Source organism: Microcoleus sp. Pol10D4 (assembly GCF_036701555.1).
Classification (GTDB): Bacteria; Cyanobacteriota; Cyanobacteriia; order Cyanobacteriales; family Microcoleaceae; genus Microcoleus.
Genome location: NZ_JAUBRA010000002.1, coordinates 215,046 through 232,301, shown reverse-complemented (window position 1 = coordinate 232,301; position 17,256 = coordinate 215,046). Strand labels below are relative to the sequence as shown.

Sequence of the window (17,256 nt, the reverse complement as noted above, 5' to 3'; positions counted from 1 at the left end):
TGTTCTAACAAACCCTCAGTCTGTTGCAGTTGAGACTGTGATTGTTCTAACAAACCCTCAGTCTGTTGCAGTTGAGACTGTGATTGTTCTAACAAACCCTCAGTCTGTTGCAGTTGAGAGAGGGATTGTTCTAGCAAACCCTCAGTCTGTTGCAGTTGAGACTGAAAGTTTGATAACAATGCTTGAAGTTGATCAACCTCATCTTGTAATTCTGATAATTTGACTTCTTTTAACTCTAAATTAGAAGTTGCCTGATTTAAGTGATCTCGCGTATCGTTTTCAAGTTCTATCAAAACGTCATCTTTATCATCAATAAAAATTGAATCTAACCGTTCTTGCGTATTATCTATTTCCTCAGAACATACTGCTATAAAATAAATAGGTTCCTGTAAAGAAGTGAAATTTTTAGTAAGTGCATTTTCTTGGGTTGTATAAGAGGTAATACTTGATTGGAGATTTTGTGCTAACAATGGATACACGAAAGATCCTATGGCTAATCGCTGTCCATATAGCTTAACGTTTTTGAAGGAACGACTTAGTAAACTTATGAATTCATATTCATAAGGTTCATTTACATGAAACTGATTATTAGGGTTAGCGGAGGCAGATTTGGGATCTTCGGAATAGGTCAAACGATTAGGTGCGGAAATCACTAAAACTCCTCCCGGCTTCAAAACTCGCTTGATTTCTCGCATCATTTCATCATGCTTATCGTGATGCTCAATGGTTTCAAAAGATGTTACTATATCAAGAGATTCACTAGAAATAGGAATAGCATCGCAAGAGCCGACAATAAATTCTAAATTGGAGATATTACCATATTTTTTACGAGAGAAGTTGATACATTCTCTGTCAATATCAACACCTATAACAGAGTTCGCAACTTGAGATAAATAAGCACTTCCATATCCCTCACCCGAAGCAATATCAAGAACTGATTTACCTCGAACAAAATCTAGTGCTAAAGCATAGCGATGTAAATGCTCATACCGAATACGACCTTGGACGGTAGGAACGTATCTTTCTCCTGTAAATGCCATTTCCATATATTTAGATATCCTCCTCACGTTTAATTTATCGTTACATTCGTTGATTTTACATCAACCATATCTAAGCTGTTAAGGAACTACCCAAAAGTTGCATACTGATTATCACCAGGATGTCTAATTTTGTGGTGTGATGGTTCATGTGCTGTCTCAACTCCTATTACGCATTATGTAAACTTATCTTTTCAAATCCCAGGTACTTTTTAACTAACTAGAGTTTAAAAAAGCATAAAGCATAAAAAAGCATAAAAAATTAATAAACGATCGAAAAAACAAGTAACATCTGCCTACTCTGCGTTCAGTTCATATTTTTTTTGAAATTTGAGATTAATTGCACGACGATAGTAAAATATTGCCCTTTCCAGGCTCCCTAATTTAACCATTGCTTCAGCTAAATCTGAATAAACAATAGCTAGATTTTCATCCAATAGAATAGAATGATGGTAGCAGGATATTCCTTCTTCTAAATAACCCAGTTTGATCAAGATTTGACCTAACCTATGATATGCGAAAGCATTAGCTGGTTCTAGTTCTAAGGCTTTCTTGTGACTCAATAGTGATTCTTGTTGGTCAAATAATTGATTCAGAACATCTATATCTGAGTTAATACTGTGTACATTGGGTTGGAATTTTTCGTCAGCCAAACCTGGGGAATAATGCTCGAATTGCGATTGAGTTTGCTTCAGTACAAATTGACATATCTCTTTCACTGAGTGCACTTGGTTAAGTTGAAGCTGTAAAGCATCTTTTTCTGATTGAATTTTCTGAAGTTGAGCATTAACTTCTTCAATTTGAATCGTAGATTGCTGAAGTTGAGCTTGTATGGTTTGCACTTGTGCTTGAGTTTCATCAAGAAGAACAAACTTTTGCCTTAATCCTTCTACATAAGGACGAGATTGATATAAGTTTTTTAAGTAAGATAACAGTTCATCTTTTCCCATTTTATGTTTAACGCCCAATCGCCCAGAAGCGATTTCCCATTGAGTGTCCCAATCTGGGACTTCACCCTCATCTGTGAGACTTAAAGTAGTTTCCATCTGTCGGAAATATTGCACATCTTCTGGAGGAGACAGATGATACTCCCCAGTAGTATACTGGGTCTTCTTACCGTACATGAAAAATTCAAGACCCAGATAGATAGAGTAATAAGTAGGTGTTGACGAAAAATTAGATGTTGCATATTTTTTCTCCGTACAATACTTAATAAAGTTCGTCAAGTAAAAGGGCGAATAAGACTGAGCATAAAGCTGCCAAAATAACGCGGGATTCTTCACGATATCTTCATAGTGTGTAAGGACATCGGGAACGCAGGAAATTACTGTAAATCCATTTTCTTGAAAAGGGATGTGCAAACCTTGAGATATATCATAGGGATGTAAACAAACAGTTATCGGATGGAATTTATCTGGTAAGGCTTGCAATTGGCGAGCGTACTCTTGAAAGCCTTCTATTGCTGGGGCACAGGGAGTTGAATGATTGGGAAATGCTATTGTTCCTTTCCTTTCACAAACTGGCAATGAAGGTTTCACTTCATCAGCTAAATAAATAAAAGGAGAACCTAAAACGTGAATTGTCTGGGGTGGTAGATGGTGTTTTTTTACATTCATTTCCTTTACGGCTTCGTCCCAGACCCAATAATCAAATAAATATTCGGTAGTCACTTCAGCAGAAATATTACAGGATCCCGATCCTCCATGCTGGATGACTAAAGGCAAAGGTAATTCTTCTGGATATCCACAGTAATTTTTTATAATAGCAGAGTGACCGTAGAATCGATTGAGACCTAATTTGCTGATTTCCATGCTTTGCTCCTAACACTTAATTAACATCTATTATTGTGGTTGAACCTGATTAATACAGAAGAAGCTTAATTTGACTTGTATTTTTCTAAATCAGACTTTACTTGTTGTAACCAAAGTTTTGAACGGGCTAAATTGGCTCGTACTTCTTCTATTCAGTAAATCATAAACACCCATCCGAAGTCTCCTAGAGTCTCATCATTGTAATCGATCTGGCTGTTGTAGGCAATCCCATGTTACAGGTTTACCCCTTTGAATATCACGCTTAACGGCTTGCCCTAATAGAACATCATAATATTTGGGTGGTAATCCCAATCCAGGACGTACAGTTTTCAGATTCTCCGGTGTAAACACCTCTCCAGCTTTCATGTCTTTAGCCACATACAAACTGCGACGAAACATCAAAGATTTTCTCTCAGCTTCAGTGGAACCATACTGAACTTGACCTAAAGCTTGCCAAGATCTTTCAGATTCTACCACAAGTTGGGCCATTTCTTCGGATTCCATTGAAAATGCCGAATCTACACCACCATCAGCACGACGCAGGGTAAAGTGCTTTTCAATTACGGTAGCACCCAGCGCTACACTGGCAACTGCCGCACCAATGCCCATTGTGTGGTCAGATAGACCAACTTGTACCCCAAAGAGTTCCCGCAGATGAGGAATGGTCAGGAGATTGGTGTTTTCTGGGGTTGCGGGATAGGTGCTAGTGCATTTGAGTAAAATAATATCTTCACACCCCGCGTCCCTGGCGGTTCTGACGGTTTCATCTAATTCGGCTACTGTAGCCATACCCGTAGAAATTATCATGGGTTTTCCGGTGCTGGCGACTTGGCGAATTAGGGGCAAGTCGGTATTTTCAAAGGAGGCGATTTTGTAGCAAGGGACATCTAAAGACTCCAAGAAGTCAACAGCGGTGGCATCAAAGGGGGTGCTGAAGCCAATGATGCCCAATTCTTTACACCGTTTCAGGATGGGTTCGTGCCATTCCCAAGGGGTATGCGCTTGCTGATAGAGTTCGTAGAGACTGTAACCGTACCATAGGCTGTTGGGGTCATCAATAAAAAACTCCCCTTCCTTAATGTTCAAGGTCATCGTATCGGCGGTGTAGGTTTGCAGCTTGAGGCCATGTGCGCCTGTTCTGGCTGCCGCTTCTACGATTTCTAAGGCTCTTTCTAAGGATTGGTTGTGATTGCCTGACATTTCGGCAATGATAAAGGGGGGAAAAGTATTACCTACTCTTTTATCTGCTATTAGAATCGGTTTTTGCATCATTTATTTAGATTATAAATTTTTAATTAAATGTAAGGCTTGTTGATCGTAAACTATTTTTTTTCCTACTTCTTTAAAACCAGATTTTAAAAAAGCTCTTATAGATGCTAAATTATCGGGTTTGATATAAGCATTAATTATTTTAATGACTGAGTTTTGACCCAGTTTTTTGCAGCCTAAAAAAATTAAGTTACTACCATAACCTTGTCCTCGAAAAGATTCTGCCAGTGCTAAAGAAATAGTTGCTTCTTTATGGGTAATTTCATAGCGCACTTGTCCAATAGGTACATTATCTGGGTTAAGGGCAATATAAAAAACGCAATTGTGATCGCCCAGCTTGGATGCAAACCACTGAAAATGATCTGACCAAGAGATATACTCTGAGGAAAACGATACGGAACGAATCACTGGATCATTTGCCCATTGCCACAGAATTTCACAATCGTCTTCTATTACGGGTCTTAGTTGAATAGAATTTGCTTCTAAATTCCGTACAATTTTCGAGCTTCCTTCTCCATCTACTATTTTTTGGCTAACTTTAATCATTTTTGATCTCTGTTCTGCTGATTGCAAAAGTTGAGAAAGTGTCGAGGCAATTTCTTGCTCTTTAACATCTTGATGCCAACCCAGATTAACTGCTTGATCAAGAGTTGCTAGTTTTTCAGCGATCGCCCTCTGATTCTCCGCCAAAATCAGTAAAATACTCGGCAAACCCATAAAAGCTAATTCCCAGCAAGTAGTACCTCCAGCCGAAATAGCCACATCTGCCCAAGCCATCAACCCTGGCATATTGGTGACATTCTGTTGCAACTGGATGGGATAACGTGAATCCTGCACAGCCCTTTTTAGATTCTCATAGTGTGGGTTACTTCCCCCGACAACGACGACTGCCTCTAGTTCCTCCACTTCCACAATCTGCAAAGACTGAATGACTTTTAGTGTAAAATTATCAGGGTCTGCACCTCCCAAAGTGACCAAAACTTTTTTAGCCACTGATGGCACTGTTCGCCGCCAACCCCGCCACTGCCAAAACTCTCGCCGCAATAAGGTATAACGAGTGCCCAGCAATAGCTGAGTATACGGTTCTCGGTTGTTATACCATTGCTCGTCAGCAGAGATATTTTGATTGAGGACAAAATCAGCATAATAATGTTCCGCGTGTCCGTAATCATCAATAAATAATAGATGCAATTTGGACTGTTTGAGAATTTGCTGATATTCACCTCCGAAGTGATACCCGTCAACCACAACCCAAGTTGCCCCAAACTGATGAGCCAGTGTCGCCGTTTGCTGGGCATCCTCTAAACTTCCTGGTTCTGTTGTCAAGTGGACAACTTGCATTCCTTCTGACTTCAGGCGTTCCTTCAAGGCTGGTACGGAAGTTGTCATTACAAAAATCGGTTGTCCCTGGGTGTCTTGCCATGCTTGAGCCAGTGCCAAGCAGCGCATGACATGGCCTGTGCCTATTTGTGTAGAAGTATCAGTACGAATTATCAGCATGAAGCTCAGCTAACTTAACAATTTCAGTTTGTGGCAAAACACAGGTTGCCACTCCCGGCGGAATTGAACAAATAACCTTCCTACCAGCTGCCAGTCCAATAACCATAGCATAAGTTTGACAACCCACCACAACATTCGACCAGGCGATCGCCTCTGCTAAAGTTAAAGAGTCATCTAAAGAGATATCTAAATTATTTTGTGAGTTGATCCATTGATCATATTTACCAAGGTGATCAGATGGGTGCGGACGCAGTTTGATCGAGATATGTTCCCCGCATTGTAATAGGTTGATATTGTTAATAAAAAAATCTAAAGCTTGGAATTCCCCCGGCTGATCACCTTTGTCCCAAACTTGACGGATTGGCTCGAGAACATAGAGTAATCTTGTTGTTGCAGATGTCACCACAGAGGTTTCCCTTAACCGCACTTCGCTAACAATGCTCTCCAGATAAAGATTTGGTAATTGCACGATTGGTAAGTTAGGAAAGTGATCGGTTGCTAGTTTTTTTGCATATTCGTCAGTAACCCAAATTTCATCCGGTAAAACTTCTTCTGCATCACGGATAAAGCGATCACGATAATTTGTCCAATGATCAATAACGGCAACTGACTTAATTCCTAAATTGCGTGCTAATTTTCTCGCATCATGTTCCAGATTAGATTGCCAACCAGTGCCACTAATCAGTATTTTACAATTCAGTAAAGCATCGGTAAGACTTCTGATTTTTGAGTGAGGAAATGCGTTGAGCCAAAGAGAACTGGCAGGACCAGTCACACAGGCATGAATGGCTAAATCTCTTTTTTGATGCGATAAAGATCTGAACCAAGCTGTGATGTGATTTGCCGCTCCAGCATCATACATCACGACGGCTAGGGGGGAAGGTAAAAACTCAAGCATCATAAAATTTTGCAAAATGTAAAATATCTACTGGAACACCCTCAACTAATTCCTGAGCAATTCTGATTCCATCGAGTTGCATCCCAGTCTCAATCATAATCTTAACCATCGCTTGATTACATCTCAACGTTCCGCCAGTAATCTTCCGGAGCTTACATTGCTCAAATAATCCTTGCATCAACGTTATCCATGCGTCCTTACCGATACCCTTACCCCAATGTTCGCGATCGCCGATCATGATGCCGAGATCAGCAGTTTGATGAATGTTAGAAATATATGCCGTCATTGTACCAATAAATTTTGAATCTTGATACACTGCAACAAAAATATTATCAGAATTTTCAAAAGAGTGAAAATAAGCTAAACAACTCTCTTGAGTATGTTGACGAAATCTCTGATTACTATATTGAAGAACATGGGGATCATTGAGCCAGCTAATATACTCAGGCGTGATATTTTTAAGACTAAATTGATCCAATGTCACAATTTTTCCGGTAATCGGCCATCTCATCGCTCGATGTACTTGATTATTCATGGACTCGCAACGTACTCTAGAGAGTTCCACACTTTTTTAAATGCTCCTATAATTAAATCGATATCGTCATTGGTTAAATCATAAACACACATACCAATGCTTAGATAAGAGGTATCATTTAGCTCTTCTGCAACAGGGCAAATCCCCCTAGCATAATTAACTTCACGGTGGCAAATCTCTGAAGTCCAAGGGAATCCTTGAGAGCCATAGGCAATCTTTTGTTGATACATAGGTAAAAGATGCAAATTTTGATAATGTCTCGCGACAGGGACTCCTTCCGCTTGCAACGCTTCCCAAATCTTATCACGTTTCACGCCAAGTAAATTGACATCAAGTACCAGAGGATAAACATAATAAGCATGGGTGCAATCAGATTTCACAATAGGTACTCGCAGTCCAGCAAGTTCTTGCAAGCCTAAACTGAGGCGATCCGCAAGCTGTTGACGTGACTCAACTAATGTTGCTAATTTCTTTAACTGCTCAATGCCGATTGCACATTCAATTTCACCCAAACGAAAATTATAACCAATCATATTTGTGAGATTAGTAACACCCTTATCCTGAACGACTGCTTCCGCATGATTACGAATTAGGCGCATTCGCTCCGCTAATTCATCATCATTGGTGACCAAAATACCGCCTTCACCAGTATGAATATGCTTATGATAATTTAGGCTATATCCACCAATATGGGCAACTGTCCCTGCATACTTGCCTTTGTACATCGCCCCAGGTGCTTGAGCACTGTCAGAAATAACTTTTAGATTATATTTGCTGGCGATCGCCATTAACGCTTCCATATCAGCCGAATGTCCGAAAATATCCACTGCCATAATTGCCTTAGTATAGGGAGTGATATTCGCTTCTACGGACTTAGGATCTAAAGTAAAGGTCTCTGGCTCAATATCAGCAAAAACAGGAATAGCATTCCAATGTAAAATGGCTGTGGCACTAGCACACATTGTCCAAGGACTAACAATTACTTCATCTCCCGGCTCAATTGATAATGCACCAACTGCCGCAACCAATCCCGAAGTCCACGAATTGACAGTAACTGCATTTTTAACGCCAAAATAAGACTCACAGGCGCGTTCAAATTCCTGAACTTTAGGACCACCATAAAAATCCTCATGCCAAGTTCCTAAAAACTGAGATAACACGCCACTTTCAATGACCTGTTTAGCAGCAATTACTTCCTCTGTACCAATCGAATTATATCGCTTAAAAGTCGTTTGGATGAATTTATCGCCACCAAATAGGGCAAGTTTTTGTTGATTGGTTAATGTCATAATTTTGTACTTCTAGGAAATAGAAATAGATTGTTTAATTTGTTCACAAAAAAGTTGACTCGTAAGGGCTGTCTCTCCCGTGCTAGAGAGGCATTCATTCCCAGTAATAGCTCGATAGATATTATCAATCGCTTGGAGCATGGCATGGGGATAATGACCTGCATTTTTTGTGCTATCAGTAAGCGTTCGGTAGCCTTTAAAAGTTTCACTATCGATCACTTGACGATTACGCCAAAACATCCCACCATCCTCCATGACTAACAACCCTTTAGCAAAGATAAACTGAATTTCAAAGAGTGCGTAGTCTTGGGCATGACCAGCAACAAGATGAATGGGACATCCATCCTCAGTTTCTAACCACATTGGCACTGTTGGATCATGGTCAAAAAAATCATAAATTGGCTTGCCAACTTTGATAATATTTATTTTACCCAGCAAAAAGTTGAGTAGATCAAGCAAATGTGAACCATTATTTAACAGTCCTTTGTTATAGTAACCAATAACGGATCTTAACTTACCCCATTGATCATTTTGGATCTTTGTTTGTAGTTGAGTAACATCTTGATCCCAACGGCGAGTATAGTTTACTGCCAGATAAATATTCAATTGTTGACACAACCCAACCAATCTTTCTGTTTCTGCACAATATAAAGTAATCGGCTTTTCACAAAAAATCAACTTAGGATTTAGACTGATTGCCATCTCAAGATCATGGGCATGACAGTGGGTCGGCGAACAAATACTAATAACATCAAATTGATGCTTACCATTCAAGACTTCATCAATTGAGCGAAATCCAATTGGAATAGACCAAAATTTCATGAATTCATAACGTAATGCCTCATTAGGCTCCACACAAGCCGTAATCTGAAAACGACGATCGCGATGATAAGCTCCCGCATGGGTAAGAGGCAAATCTGTTGGGAGTCGGTTCATATCAAATCGACCTGCAATATTACCACAGCCAACAATTAATACATTCAGCATTTTAGGGCTTGTGCTCATTATGTATCTTTGATCATCGGTGCGATCATCTCTGCATATATCCAATCTTCTTCACTATCAATATCTTGTACACGCCATCTCGGTATGATGATCGGTATGGAATAACGGTCAAAAATACGTTTGCCATCTAGCCAAGCTGATGGCTGTCCCCAATAAAATTGTCCGGCATCATGTAAGGCTCGCGGCAAGTCCTGGGATCGTGTTAAAAAGTGTTCTGGAAAAAACATCTCGATGCCGCCCTCTTTTGTGTCTGTAAATGCTCGAAAAATCGGTGCGGCAAAGTCTGTTGCTGAGAAGGCATAGCTCCAATTCCCAGACTCTAAAGCTTGTAAACCCCGCCTCAAATCTTCGACTTGCAAGAAAGGGGCAGTTGCATAGATACAACAGACAGCGGCAATTGATAAATCTTGATTAATAAGCCATTGAGTTGCATGGGCAATTACTTCAGTTGTTCCTGCATAATCATTGGATAAGTCGGCAGGACGTAGAAAAGGAACTTCAGCCCCGTAATTTTTAGCAACTTCAGCAATCTCCAGATCATCGGTCGAAACAATAATTCGATCAAACAGTCTGGATGCGATCGCCGTCTCAATTGACCATGCGATCATTGGCTTACCTAAAAAGTTTTTAATATTTTTGCGAGGAATACGTTTACTTCCCCCCCTTGCGGGAATAATGGCAATGTTCATAAAAAATCTAACCCTTTCTCAAAATTATTCATATCTCAAAGTTTTATTACCCCTTTTGCAATAAAAACCAGGTCACATCACCTTGTGGAAAGACGGGATCACGATGATAGAAAAATCCGTAATCCACCAGTCTCAAGTCGTTAAAAGCATCGAGCATTTCACCCGCAAAATCTCTCTTAAATAATTTGCATTCATGACCTCTATAATTAACTTCAACGGGAGTGGGATTATAATATTCACATATTAATTAATATATATTCTTCGGTATAATCGTAAAGTTTTTGGTACACAGTTCTGAGCATTTCTGGATTAATATGAATCAAAACTCCCTTAATTAATACCAGTTCAAAACTTTCCGATGATGAAAAATCTAAAATAGAACCGCGAAAAACATTTTGAATACCAATTATATCTGCTAATTTTTCCGCTGCATCGGGATTGATTTCAATGCCACATTGACGCATCCCCGGAAACAAAAGCCTTAGAGCTTGTAGGTTCATACCCACATTTGCACCTAACTCAAGGCAGGATTCTATTTTTTGAGCAGACTTGAGTACATGGGAAAAGAATCCGAGGTTAGACCCCAGTAACTCCTCCCCTACATTCCGAGAAATATAGTTAGTTCCAAACTCACCAGCCCAGAAATTTTCTTGTTCAGTTTGGAATTTTTGTTGCTGTATTTCACTCATAACTTTAAGTTTACTTGGATAAGATGTATTCATTGTTAATACTGAGTTTTCAAGTTGTCAAGGTTTTCATAATAAACACTAAAGTTATTACCCAGCATTAACCACTGGTGTCACAGCAGCATACAGTTTTAGTATTATCTAGGATTGAGTCTAGTTTTTGAGTGATACTCATGAAAAAGCCTCCCGTAATACGGCAATCACTCTATCCTGGTCAGACTCAGTTAGCCCATAATATAGTGGAATACTCATCGCTTCTCGATAATATTGTTCTGCATCAGGAAAGTCTCCCCACTTAAAGCCTAATTTTTGATAATAGGGTTGAGTATGAACAGGAATATAGTGCAAATTCACCCCTATCCCAGCCTGTCGTAATTCCTCAAAGACTTGTCGATGAGTTTTAGCAATTTTATCTAATTTTAACCGAATAATGTAAAGATGCCAACTAGATTCAGTATCAGGATGTTGCCAAGGCAGAACCAGAGGAAAATCCTGTAGCAATTCATTGTACCGTGCCGATAAAAATCGACGACGTGACACAAACTCATCTAAACGCTGCATCTGACTCGCACCCAATGCTGCCTGAATGTCCGTCATCCGGTAGTTAAATCCCAACTCTAGCTGCTGATAGTACCACAACCCGTGAGACTCACCCTGCATTAACTCAGGGTTGCGGGTAATCCCGTGAGTCCGTAAGCGAATCAGCTTTTCGTACAAATCGGCTCGATTTGTCACCACCATTCCCCCTTCCCCTGTGGTGATAATTTTCACAGGATGAAAGCTGAACACGGCCATATCGGAAAATAAACAACTTCCGACAGGATTATCCTGATATCTGGCCCCAATAGCATGAGACGCATCCTCCAGAATAGTGAAACCATACTTTCGTGACAGGGCAAAAATCCGTTCCATCTCGCAAGACTGTCCCGCAAAATGAACAGGAACTACCACTTTCGGCAGTTTTCCCTGTTGTTCAGCCTGAGTGAGTTTCTGCTCTAGCACTTCCACACTCAGATTGTAAGTATGGGGGTCAATATCGACAAAATCGACATCTGCACCACAGTATAACCCACAGTTAGCGGAAGCCACAAAAGTATTAGGAGAAGTCCAGAGGATATCTCCGGGCCCCAATCCGGCAGCTAAACAGGCGATATGTAAGGCAGCCGTAGCACTGGAAACCGCCACCGCATATTTAGCCCCGCAATAGTCGGCGACTAATTTCTCGAATCTTTCTATCGCTGGGCCTTGAGTAATCCAGTCCGACCGTAACACCTCAACCACAGCATCAATATCGGCTTGAGATATATCTTGGCGACCGTATGGGATAAACTTATTCATTACTTCAGGATCTCTAATAACTGGGGAGCAGTCAACCATTCTTGATTTACATCTGAACTATAAACAAAATCTTGAGCCACAGGAATACCCTGCTCGCCTAAAGCATTAGTAGTATAATCAAGGCTGTAGGAATATTCTATTGTGGGCTTAATTACATAATGGTCATCAAACTCTAAAGTTAAGTGGGAGGACTCAACGGGACACATGACTTCATGGAGTTTTTCACCCGGTCTAATGCCCACAATTTTATGAGGGACACCAGGTGCCAGAGCTTCTGCCATATCCGTCATTTTCATAGAAGGGATTTTGGGGACAAAAATTTCTCCCCCCTGCATCCTCGTAAAATTCTTGAGGACAAAATCAATGCCTTGATTGAGGGTAATCCAAAACCGAGTCATCCGTGGGTCTGTAATGGGGATTTCAGTAGCTCCTTCTCGAATTAATTTCTGAAAAAAAGGAACAACGGAACCCCTTGAACCCAAAACATTACCATAGCGGACAACAGAAAAACGAGTTTTCCGATCTCCAGCGAGGTTATTGGCTGCAACAAATAATTTATCTGCGGCTAGTTTTGTCGCTCCATAGAGGTTAATGGGGTTAACGGCTTTATCGGTAGATAGAGCAATCACTTTGTCAACCCCTTGTTCCAGAGCCACATTAATGACGTTATCCGCCCCATTAATGTTGGTCTTAATGCACTCCATTGGATTGTATTCTGCTACTGGAATGTGCTTAAGTGCGGCGGCATGGATGACATAATCGACTTCTCGCATAGCCAGTGCTAAACGTTTTTCATCCCTGACATCTCCTATGAAGTAACGCATTAACAGAGAGTCAAACTTTTGGGCCATCTCAAACTGCTTTAGTTCATCCCGTGAATACACAATGATTTTTTTAGGTTGATACTGACTCAGAAGAGTTTCAACACATTGTTTCCCAAATGAACCTGTACCGCCCGTAATCAAAATTGTTTTATCGTTAAACATTTAACTCCTTTTTAGGTTTATAGACAATTAGCTAATCAACAGCACCAGCAAGCCAGTTTCCTCTCTAAGTAGAGCCAGAGCATCACCATAAGAAGAAATTGCCTTCTTTAGCTAGCCTGATTTCATCAATAGTTCTCCTTAACCATAATACACATCCCCGTTCACTAACTCTAACTCAGGACGGTAACAAACTATAAACAGTTCCTGATCTCCTACTTTTAACAAGGTCTTTACTAAAAGGCAGAACTGACGCCAGTGGGGACCATCGCACAATCCTCCGCCTCCTGCTCCTGCAACATCAGATATATTCCCTCCACATACTCCTGGATTTACCCCTACTTCACAAAAGTAGGGTTAGTTAATAACATATCCTACTTTTGTCATTTGTCCGAAGTCAACTCAACAACACGGCGATAACAAGATATCGCTTCTTCAAGCCGACCGAGTTTTGCTAAACTTTCCCCTAAGTTATAGTAAATCTCGGCAATATCAGGGTTTAAGTCAACGGCATGGCGGTAACAAGATATCGCTTCATCGTATTTACCCAGTTTCAATAAGGCATCCCCTAAATTGCTGTAAGGCCAAGGCAAGTCAGGAGCTAGGGAAATGCCTTGGCGGTAGATAGCGGTGGCATCTTCCCATTTTTCCAGTTTGAGCAGAGCTTCCCCTAAATGGTAGTAACACCAAGGGGTGTCAGGGTTTAGCTCAATAACGCGCTGGTAAGCGGTAACAGCTTCTTCCCATTTTTCTAGTTTGAGGCAAGCTTCCCCTAAACAGTTGTAAGACCAAGGGAAATCTGGGTTGAGTTCAATAACGCGCTGATAAGTGGCAACAGCTTCTTCCCATTTTTCTAGCTTGAGAAAAGCTTGGCCTAAATTGTACCCAGACCAAAAGAAATCTGGGTTAAGTTCGCTGGCGTGACTGTAGGCTGCGGCGGCTTCCTCCCATTGTTCTAATTTGAAAAGAGCATCACCTAAGCTGTGGTGTGAGCTGAAAAAATTGGGGTTGAGTTCAATAGCACGGCGGTAGGCAACAGCAGCTTCTTCCCATTGTTCTAGTTTTAAACGAACGTCCCCTAGGCTGTAGTAAGACCAAGGAAAATTTTGGTTTAGTTCAGTAGCGCGTTCGTAGGCAAGGGCAGCTTCTTCCCATTTTTCCTGTTCTAGCAGAACCTTGGCTAAATTGTAATGATACAAAAATAAATCAGGAGCGTGGTTCAAAGCTGACTGATAAGCGCCTACGGCTTCATCTAAACGTCCTTTCTCTTGAAATAAATCTCCTAACTTATTGTGAGCATCAGATAAGTCTGGCTGGATTACAAGGGCTTTTTGATAGTGGACTATAGCTTCTTCCCACTGACCGCAGGATTTCAATATTTCCCCTAATTTGTAGTGAGATGCAGCGAAATTCGGGTTTAAATGAATGGCGCGACGGTGACAGATAATTGCCCGTTCCGGCTTATTTTTATCTAACAGAATATTGCCTAAGTTGAAGTATTCAAAAGCTGTAGCTTTTTCCGGTTCGAGGGCCAAGGCCAAATATATGCACTCTGCTGCTTCTTCTGGCTGCCCAGTTTGCGACAAAACTTTGGCAAAGTTACGATAAAGTCCAGGTAAGTTGGGCTGAATGGCGATCGCTTTTTGATAACAGGTAATCGCTTCTGGCCACTGCTGCTGTTGAGCGTACATAGTGCCAAGGTTCGCTAAAGCTGTCGCAAAATTAGGATTGATTTCTAGGGCTTTGTTGTACCAATACTTTGCATCGTCGATTTGGCCGAGAGTCTGGAAGAGATTTCCCCAATTTTTACACATCGATGCGTCATTGAGTTGACCTTGGGCTGCGTAGAATTCGGACAATTGATTTAATTTAACTACTGTATCCTTTTGAAATTGTTGTAGTTGATTTTGGTAAGCGCGATTTTGAGACTTAGCCTGTTGGAGTTCTCCTATAATTTGCTGGTACTGATCTTGCAAGTTCTGCAATTGGCTTTGAGTCTGATCCACTGGCAGATGAAAATTGTCCCACTCCCCCTGAGTTTGATGAAGTTGAGATAGAATATTGTCACAATACATGTCACTTGGGGGCAATTCATAATCAGAATTTACTACTTTCATAAAGCTAACTAATTTAATGTATTATTTTGATTAATTGACCTAGTTAGTTGGTTGAATAAGTTTTTAATTACCAACCGACAATTATTGGCTCCTAGTCGTTATGGGAGAAACTACTGCCACAATGATTTTTCAGGAGTTTACCAAAATTTAGGGGGGATTTTACCCGATCCCCCTCAATGAACTTCAAATGAACTCAAGCCGTTGCTTTCCCAAGGATATCAGACTTCAGCCCTCTGAGGATGTTCCCGCACGCACCAGGTATTATAGATGGGCGATGGCCCCCAAGCCATAAGCCATCGAGCTTAACAATAGATATTACCCCAAAAATCAACACAGGAAGACGATCGCACTCAATCGATCAACCAACACGCGCGATCGGGTAAACTAGAAAGGTCGATCGCGCTCTACCCGCGTCCCATTGACTCAAAGCCCAACTTCTGCATCAGAGTGAAGCACTGGACTCTGCACACAAAAAATTGGCGTGGCTGGATTAAGGTATGATAAGCGCGATTGATCGCTCTTCATCTCACTTAATCGTAATGATTAATTTAATAGGGAACGGGAACACTATTAAACAAAAGAATAGTAAATTAGTAATCGAATTGAATGTTTGAGCATTTGTTCTGACTTAGAATAACATAGGTTTTTTCTTTTTAAGCGAGCTATGCGGATGTCTGAGTCTAGTATTTTCGGCTCTCCTGGGTTTATGGTGTATACGGTATCAAGCACAACTGTTTGCGATTCTGTAATGCCCTCGGAGTAAGGATATGTGGTTTGGTTATCACCTCAAAATCAGGAGAGCCGTATTTTCTCCTTCTACTCGTGTCATGTAAGTTTTGAAAACAATGTGATATTTTTTTTACTCCCGGTGATTAGCCTTATACCAGTCATTAGCCGTTGGATATCCTGCCTCCATCTTTTCACCCCATACTTTTTCCTCACATCTGCCTCGCTTCCACCATCATCCGCACCACATCGGGCATTTTATACTTCGCCTCCCAGCCCAATTTTTCTTTTGCCTTACCCGGATTCCCCCTCCCTACAGCAATCTCCGTCGGTCTGTAGAGACTCGCATCGGTTACTAAATGTTCCTGCCAATCCAAACCCGCAGAAACAAACGCTGTCTGCACAAACTCTTCCAAAGGATAACTTGCACCCGTAGCAATTACATAATCGTCAGGTTCTTCCTGCTGCAACATCAAATACATCGCCTGCACATATTCCGGCGCCCAACCCCAGTCCCGCTGCACTGCAATATTTCCCAAATGCAGTTTTTCGGAACTGCCGGCAGCAATTCGGCACACCACAGATACAATTTTTTGGGTGACGAACCTCTCCGGCCGCAGCGGCGACTCGTGATTGAAGAGAATACCAGAACACGCAAACAAATTGTACGCTTCCCGATAATTCGCTACTTCCCAAAATGCGGTTGCTTTCGCTACCGCGTAAGGACTTCTGGGGCGAAAAGGCGTATTTTCATCGGCTGGGCTGCCTCGGGTATCCCCAAAACATTCGCTGGAACTGGCGTTGTAAAGTTTGATTTTTCCGCCTGTAAACCTAATTGCTTCTAAGAGATTCAATGTGCCTGTGGCAATGCTTTCGAGGGTTTCTACGGGTTGTTCAAAAGACAGAGCGACGGAACTTTGACCTGCTAGATTGTACACCTCATCTGGCTCTATTTTAGCAAGCACTTGCAAGACGCTGCGAAAATCGTTGAGAGACATGGATTCTAGTTTTACTCTGTCTCGGATGCCCAAACGGGCCAGGTTTCCGAAACTAGACATTTGGGCGTCCCTGGAGGTGCCACAAACTTCATAACCTCGATCGAGCAAAAGTTTAGCTAAATAAGTTCCGTCTTGACCTGATACACCACAAATTAGCGCTTTTTTCATATCAGATTTTGTTGGCAAAACTACACCGTAGCTGTTGCTATTTTTCCAGTTGTTTAACTTTTATCGTCGGTATTTTTATTTTTTTAATCTTTGGGATTTTCCGAAAACTTACCACAGCAAGTTTAAGCGGTTACTACAAACAAACAACAAATTTATCATCAAGCAGACTCGAAAGCCCGATCGCAGTATTATTGCAAAAAGTTCGAT

Annotated in this window: 14 protein-coding genes and 1 pseudogene; all 15 read right to left on the bottom strand. The window is 41.1% G+C overall.

Translation table 11 applies throughout. From position 1 onward, the window contains the following. A partial coding sequence (locus tag QUA36_RS02430; RefSeq protein ID WP_333455341.1) for a class I SAM-dependent methyltransferase occupies positions 1-1,046 on the bottom strand: 1,046 nt, incomplete at its 3' end. Positions 1,047-1,333: 287 nt separating this feature from the next. Next, positions 1,334-2,848 carry a hypothetical protein gene (locus QUA36_RS02425; RefSeq protein WP_333455340.1) on the bottom strand — a complete coding sequence of 505 codons (1,515 nt, stop codon included), beginning with the start codon at positions 2,846-2,848 and terminating at the stop codon, positions 1,334-1,336. A 195-nt stretch (positions 2,849-3,043) separates the two neighbouring features. Beyond that, complete coding sequence (gene pseI, locus QUA36_RS02420) at positions 3,044-4,120, bottom strand: pseudaminic acid synthase (RefSeq protein WP_333455338.1); 1,077 nt, start codon at positions 4,118-4,120, stop codon at positions 3,044-3,046. A gap of 9 nt (positions 4,121-4,129) precedes the next feature. Beyond that, on the bottom strand, positions 4,130-5,617 hold the full coding sequence (gene pseG, locus QUA36_RS02415; RefSeq protein WP_333455336.1) for a UDP-2,4-diacetamido-2,4,6-trideoxy-beta-L-altropyranose hydrolase: 1,488 nt from the start codon (positions 5,615-5,617) through the stop codon (positions 4,130-4,132). Then, entirely contained in the window at positions 5,598-6,518 is a 921-nt protein-coding gene (locus QUA36_RS02410; RefSeq protein ID WP_333455334.1) for a hypothetical protein, read from the bottom strand. Before QUA36_RS02410 ends, pseG begins: the two co-directional genes overlap by 20 nt. Beyond that, positions 6,508-7,050: a GNAT family N-acetyltransferase gene (locus QUA36_RS02405; RefSeq protein WP_333455333.1), complete on the bottom strand. Its 543-nt coding sequence runs from the start codon at positions 7,048-7,050 to the stop codon at positions 6,508-6,510. Before QUA36_RS02405 ends, QUA36_RS02410 begins: the two co-directional genes overlap by 11 nt. Beyond that, positions 7,047-8,339: a DegT/DnrJ/EryC1/StrS family aminotransferase gene (locus QUA36_RS02400; RefSeq protein ID WP_333455331.1), complete on the bottom strand. Its 1,293-nt coding sequence runs from the start codon at positions 8,337-8,339 to the stop codon at positions 7,047-7,049. Before QUA36_RS02400 ends, QUA36_RS02405 begins: the two co-directional genes overlap by 4 nt. Positions 8,340-8,351: 12 nt before the next feature. After that, the gene (locus QUA36_RS02395; protein WP_333455329.1) at positions 8,352-9,326 is read right to left on the bottom strand and encodes a Gfo/Idh/MocA family oxidoreductase; all 975 of its coding nucleotides are present in this window, start codon (positions 9,324-9,326) and stop codon (positions 8,352-8,354) included. A 17-nt stretch (positions 9,327-9,343) separates the two neighbouring features. Then, a complete protein-coding gene (gene pseF, locus QUA36_RS02390; protein WP_333455327.1) occupies positions 9,344-10,033 on the bottom strand; it encodes a pseudaminic acid cytidylyltransferase in 690 nt (229 codons plus the stop codon). Between the two features lie 236 nt (positions 10,034-10,269). After that, positions 10,270-10,755 (bottom strand): pseudaminic acid biosynthesis-associated methylase, encoded by a 486-nt coding sequence (locus QUA36_RS02385; RefSeq protein ID WP_333455325.1) that lies wholly within the window; start codon positions 10,753-10,755, stop codon positions 10,270-10,272. Between the two features lie 135 nt (positions 10,756-10,890). Continuing rightward, complete coding sequence (pseC, locus tag QUA36_RS02380) at positions 10,891-12,057, bottom strand: UDP-4-amino-4,6-dideoxy-N-acetyl-beta-L-altrosamine transaminase (protein WP_333455323.1); 1,167 nt, start codon at positions 12,055-12,057, stop codon at positions 10,891-10,893. Further along, positions 12,057-13,043 carry a UDP-N-acetylglucosamine 4,6-dehydratase (inverting) gene (gene pseB / locus QUA36_RS02375; RefSeq protein ID WP_333455322.1) on the bottom strand — a complete coding sequence of 329 codons (987 nt, stop codon included), beginning with the start codon at positions 13,041-13,043 and terminating at the stop codon, positions 12,057-12,059. The genes pseC and pseB overlap by 1 nt, the downstream gene beginning before the upstream one ends. 380 nt (positions 13,044-13,423) lie before the next feature. Beyond that, a complete protein-coding gene (locus QUA36_RS02370; protein ID WP_333455320.1) occupies positions 13,424-15,157 on the bottom strand; it encodes a tetratricopeptide repeat protein in 1,734 nt (577 codons plus the stop codon). A 548-nt stretch (positions 15,158-15,705) separates the two neighbouring features. Beyond that, positions 15,706-15,848: pseudogene (locus tag QUA36_RS02365) on the bottom strand (IS1 family transposase); the annotation flags it as partial. Positions 15,849-16,095: 247 nt separating this feature from the next. Then, positions 16,096-17,049: a GDP-mannose 4,6-dehydratase gene (locus tag QUA36_RS02360; protein ID WP_333455318.1), complete on the bottom strand. Its 954-nt coding sequence runs from the start codon at positions 17,047-17,049 to the stop codon at positions 16,096-16,098. Positions 17,050-17,256: the final 207 nt, after the last annotated feature.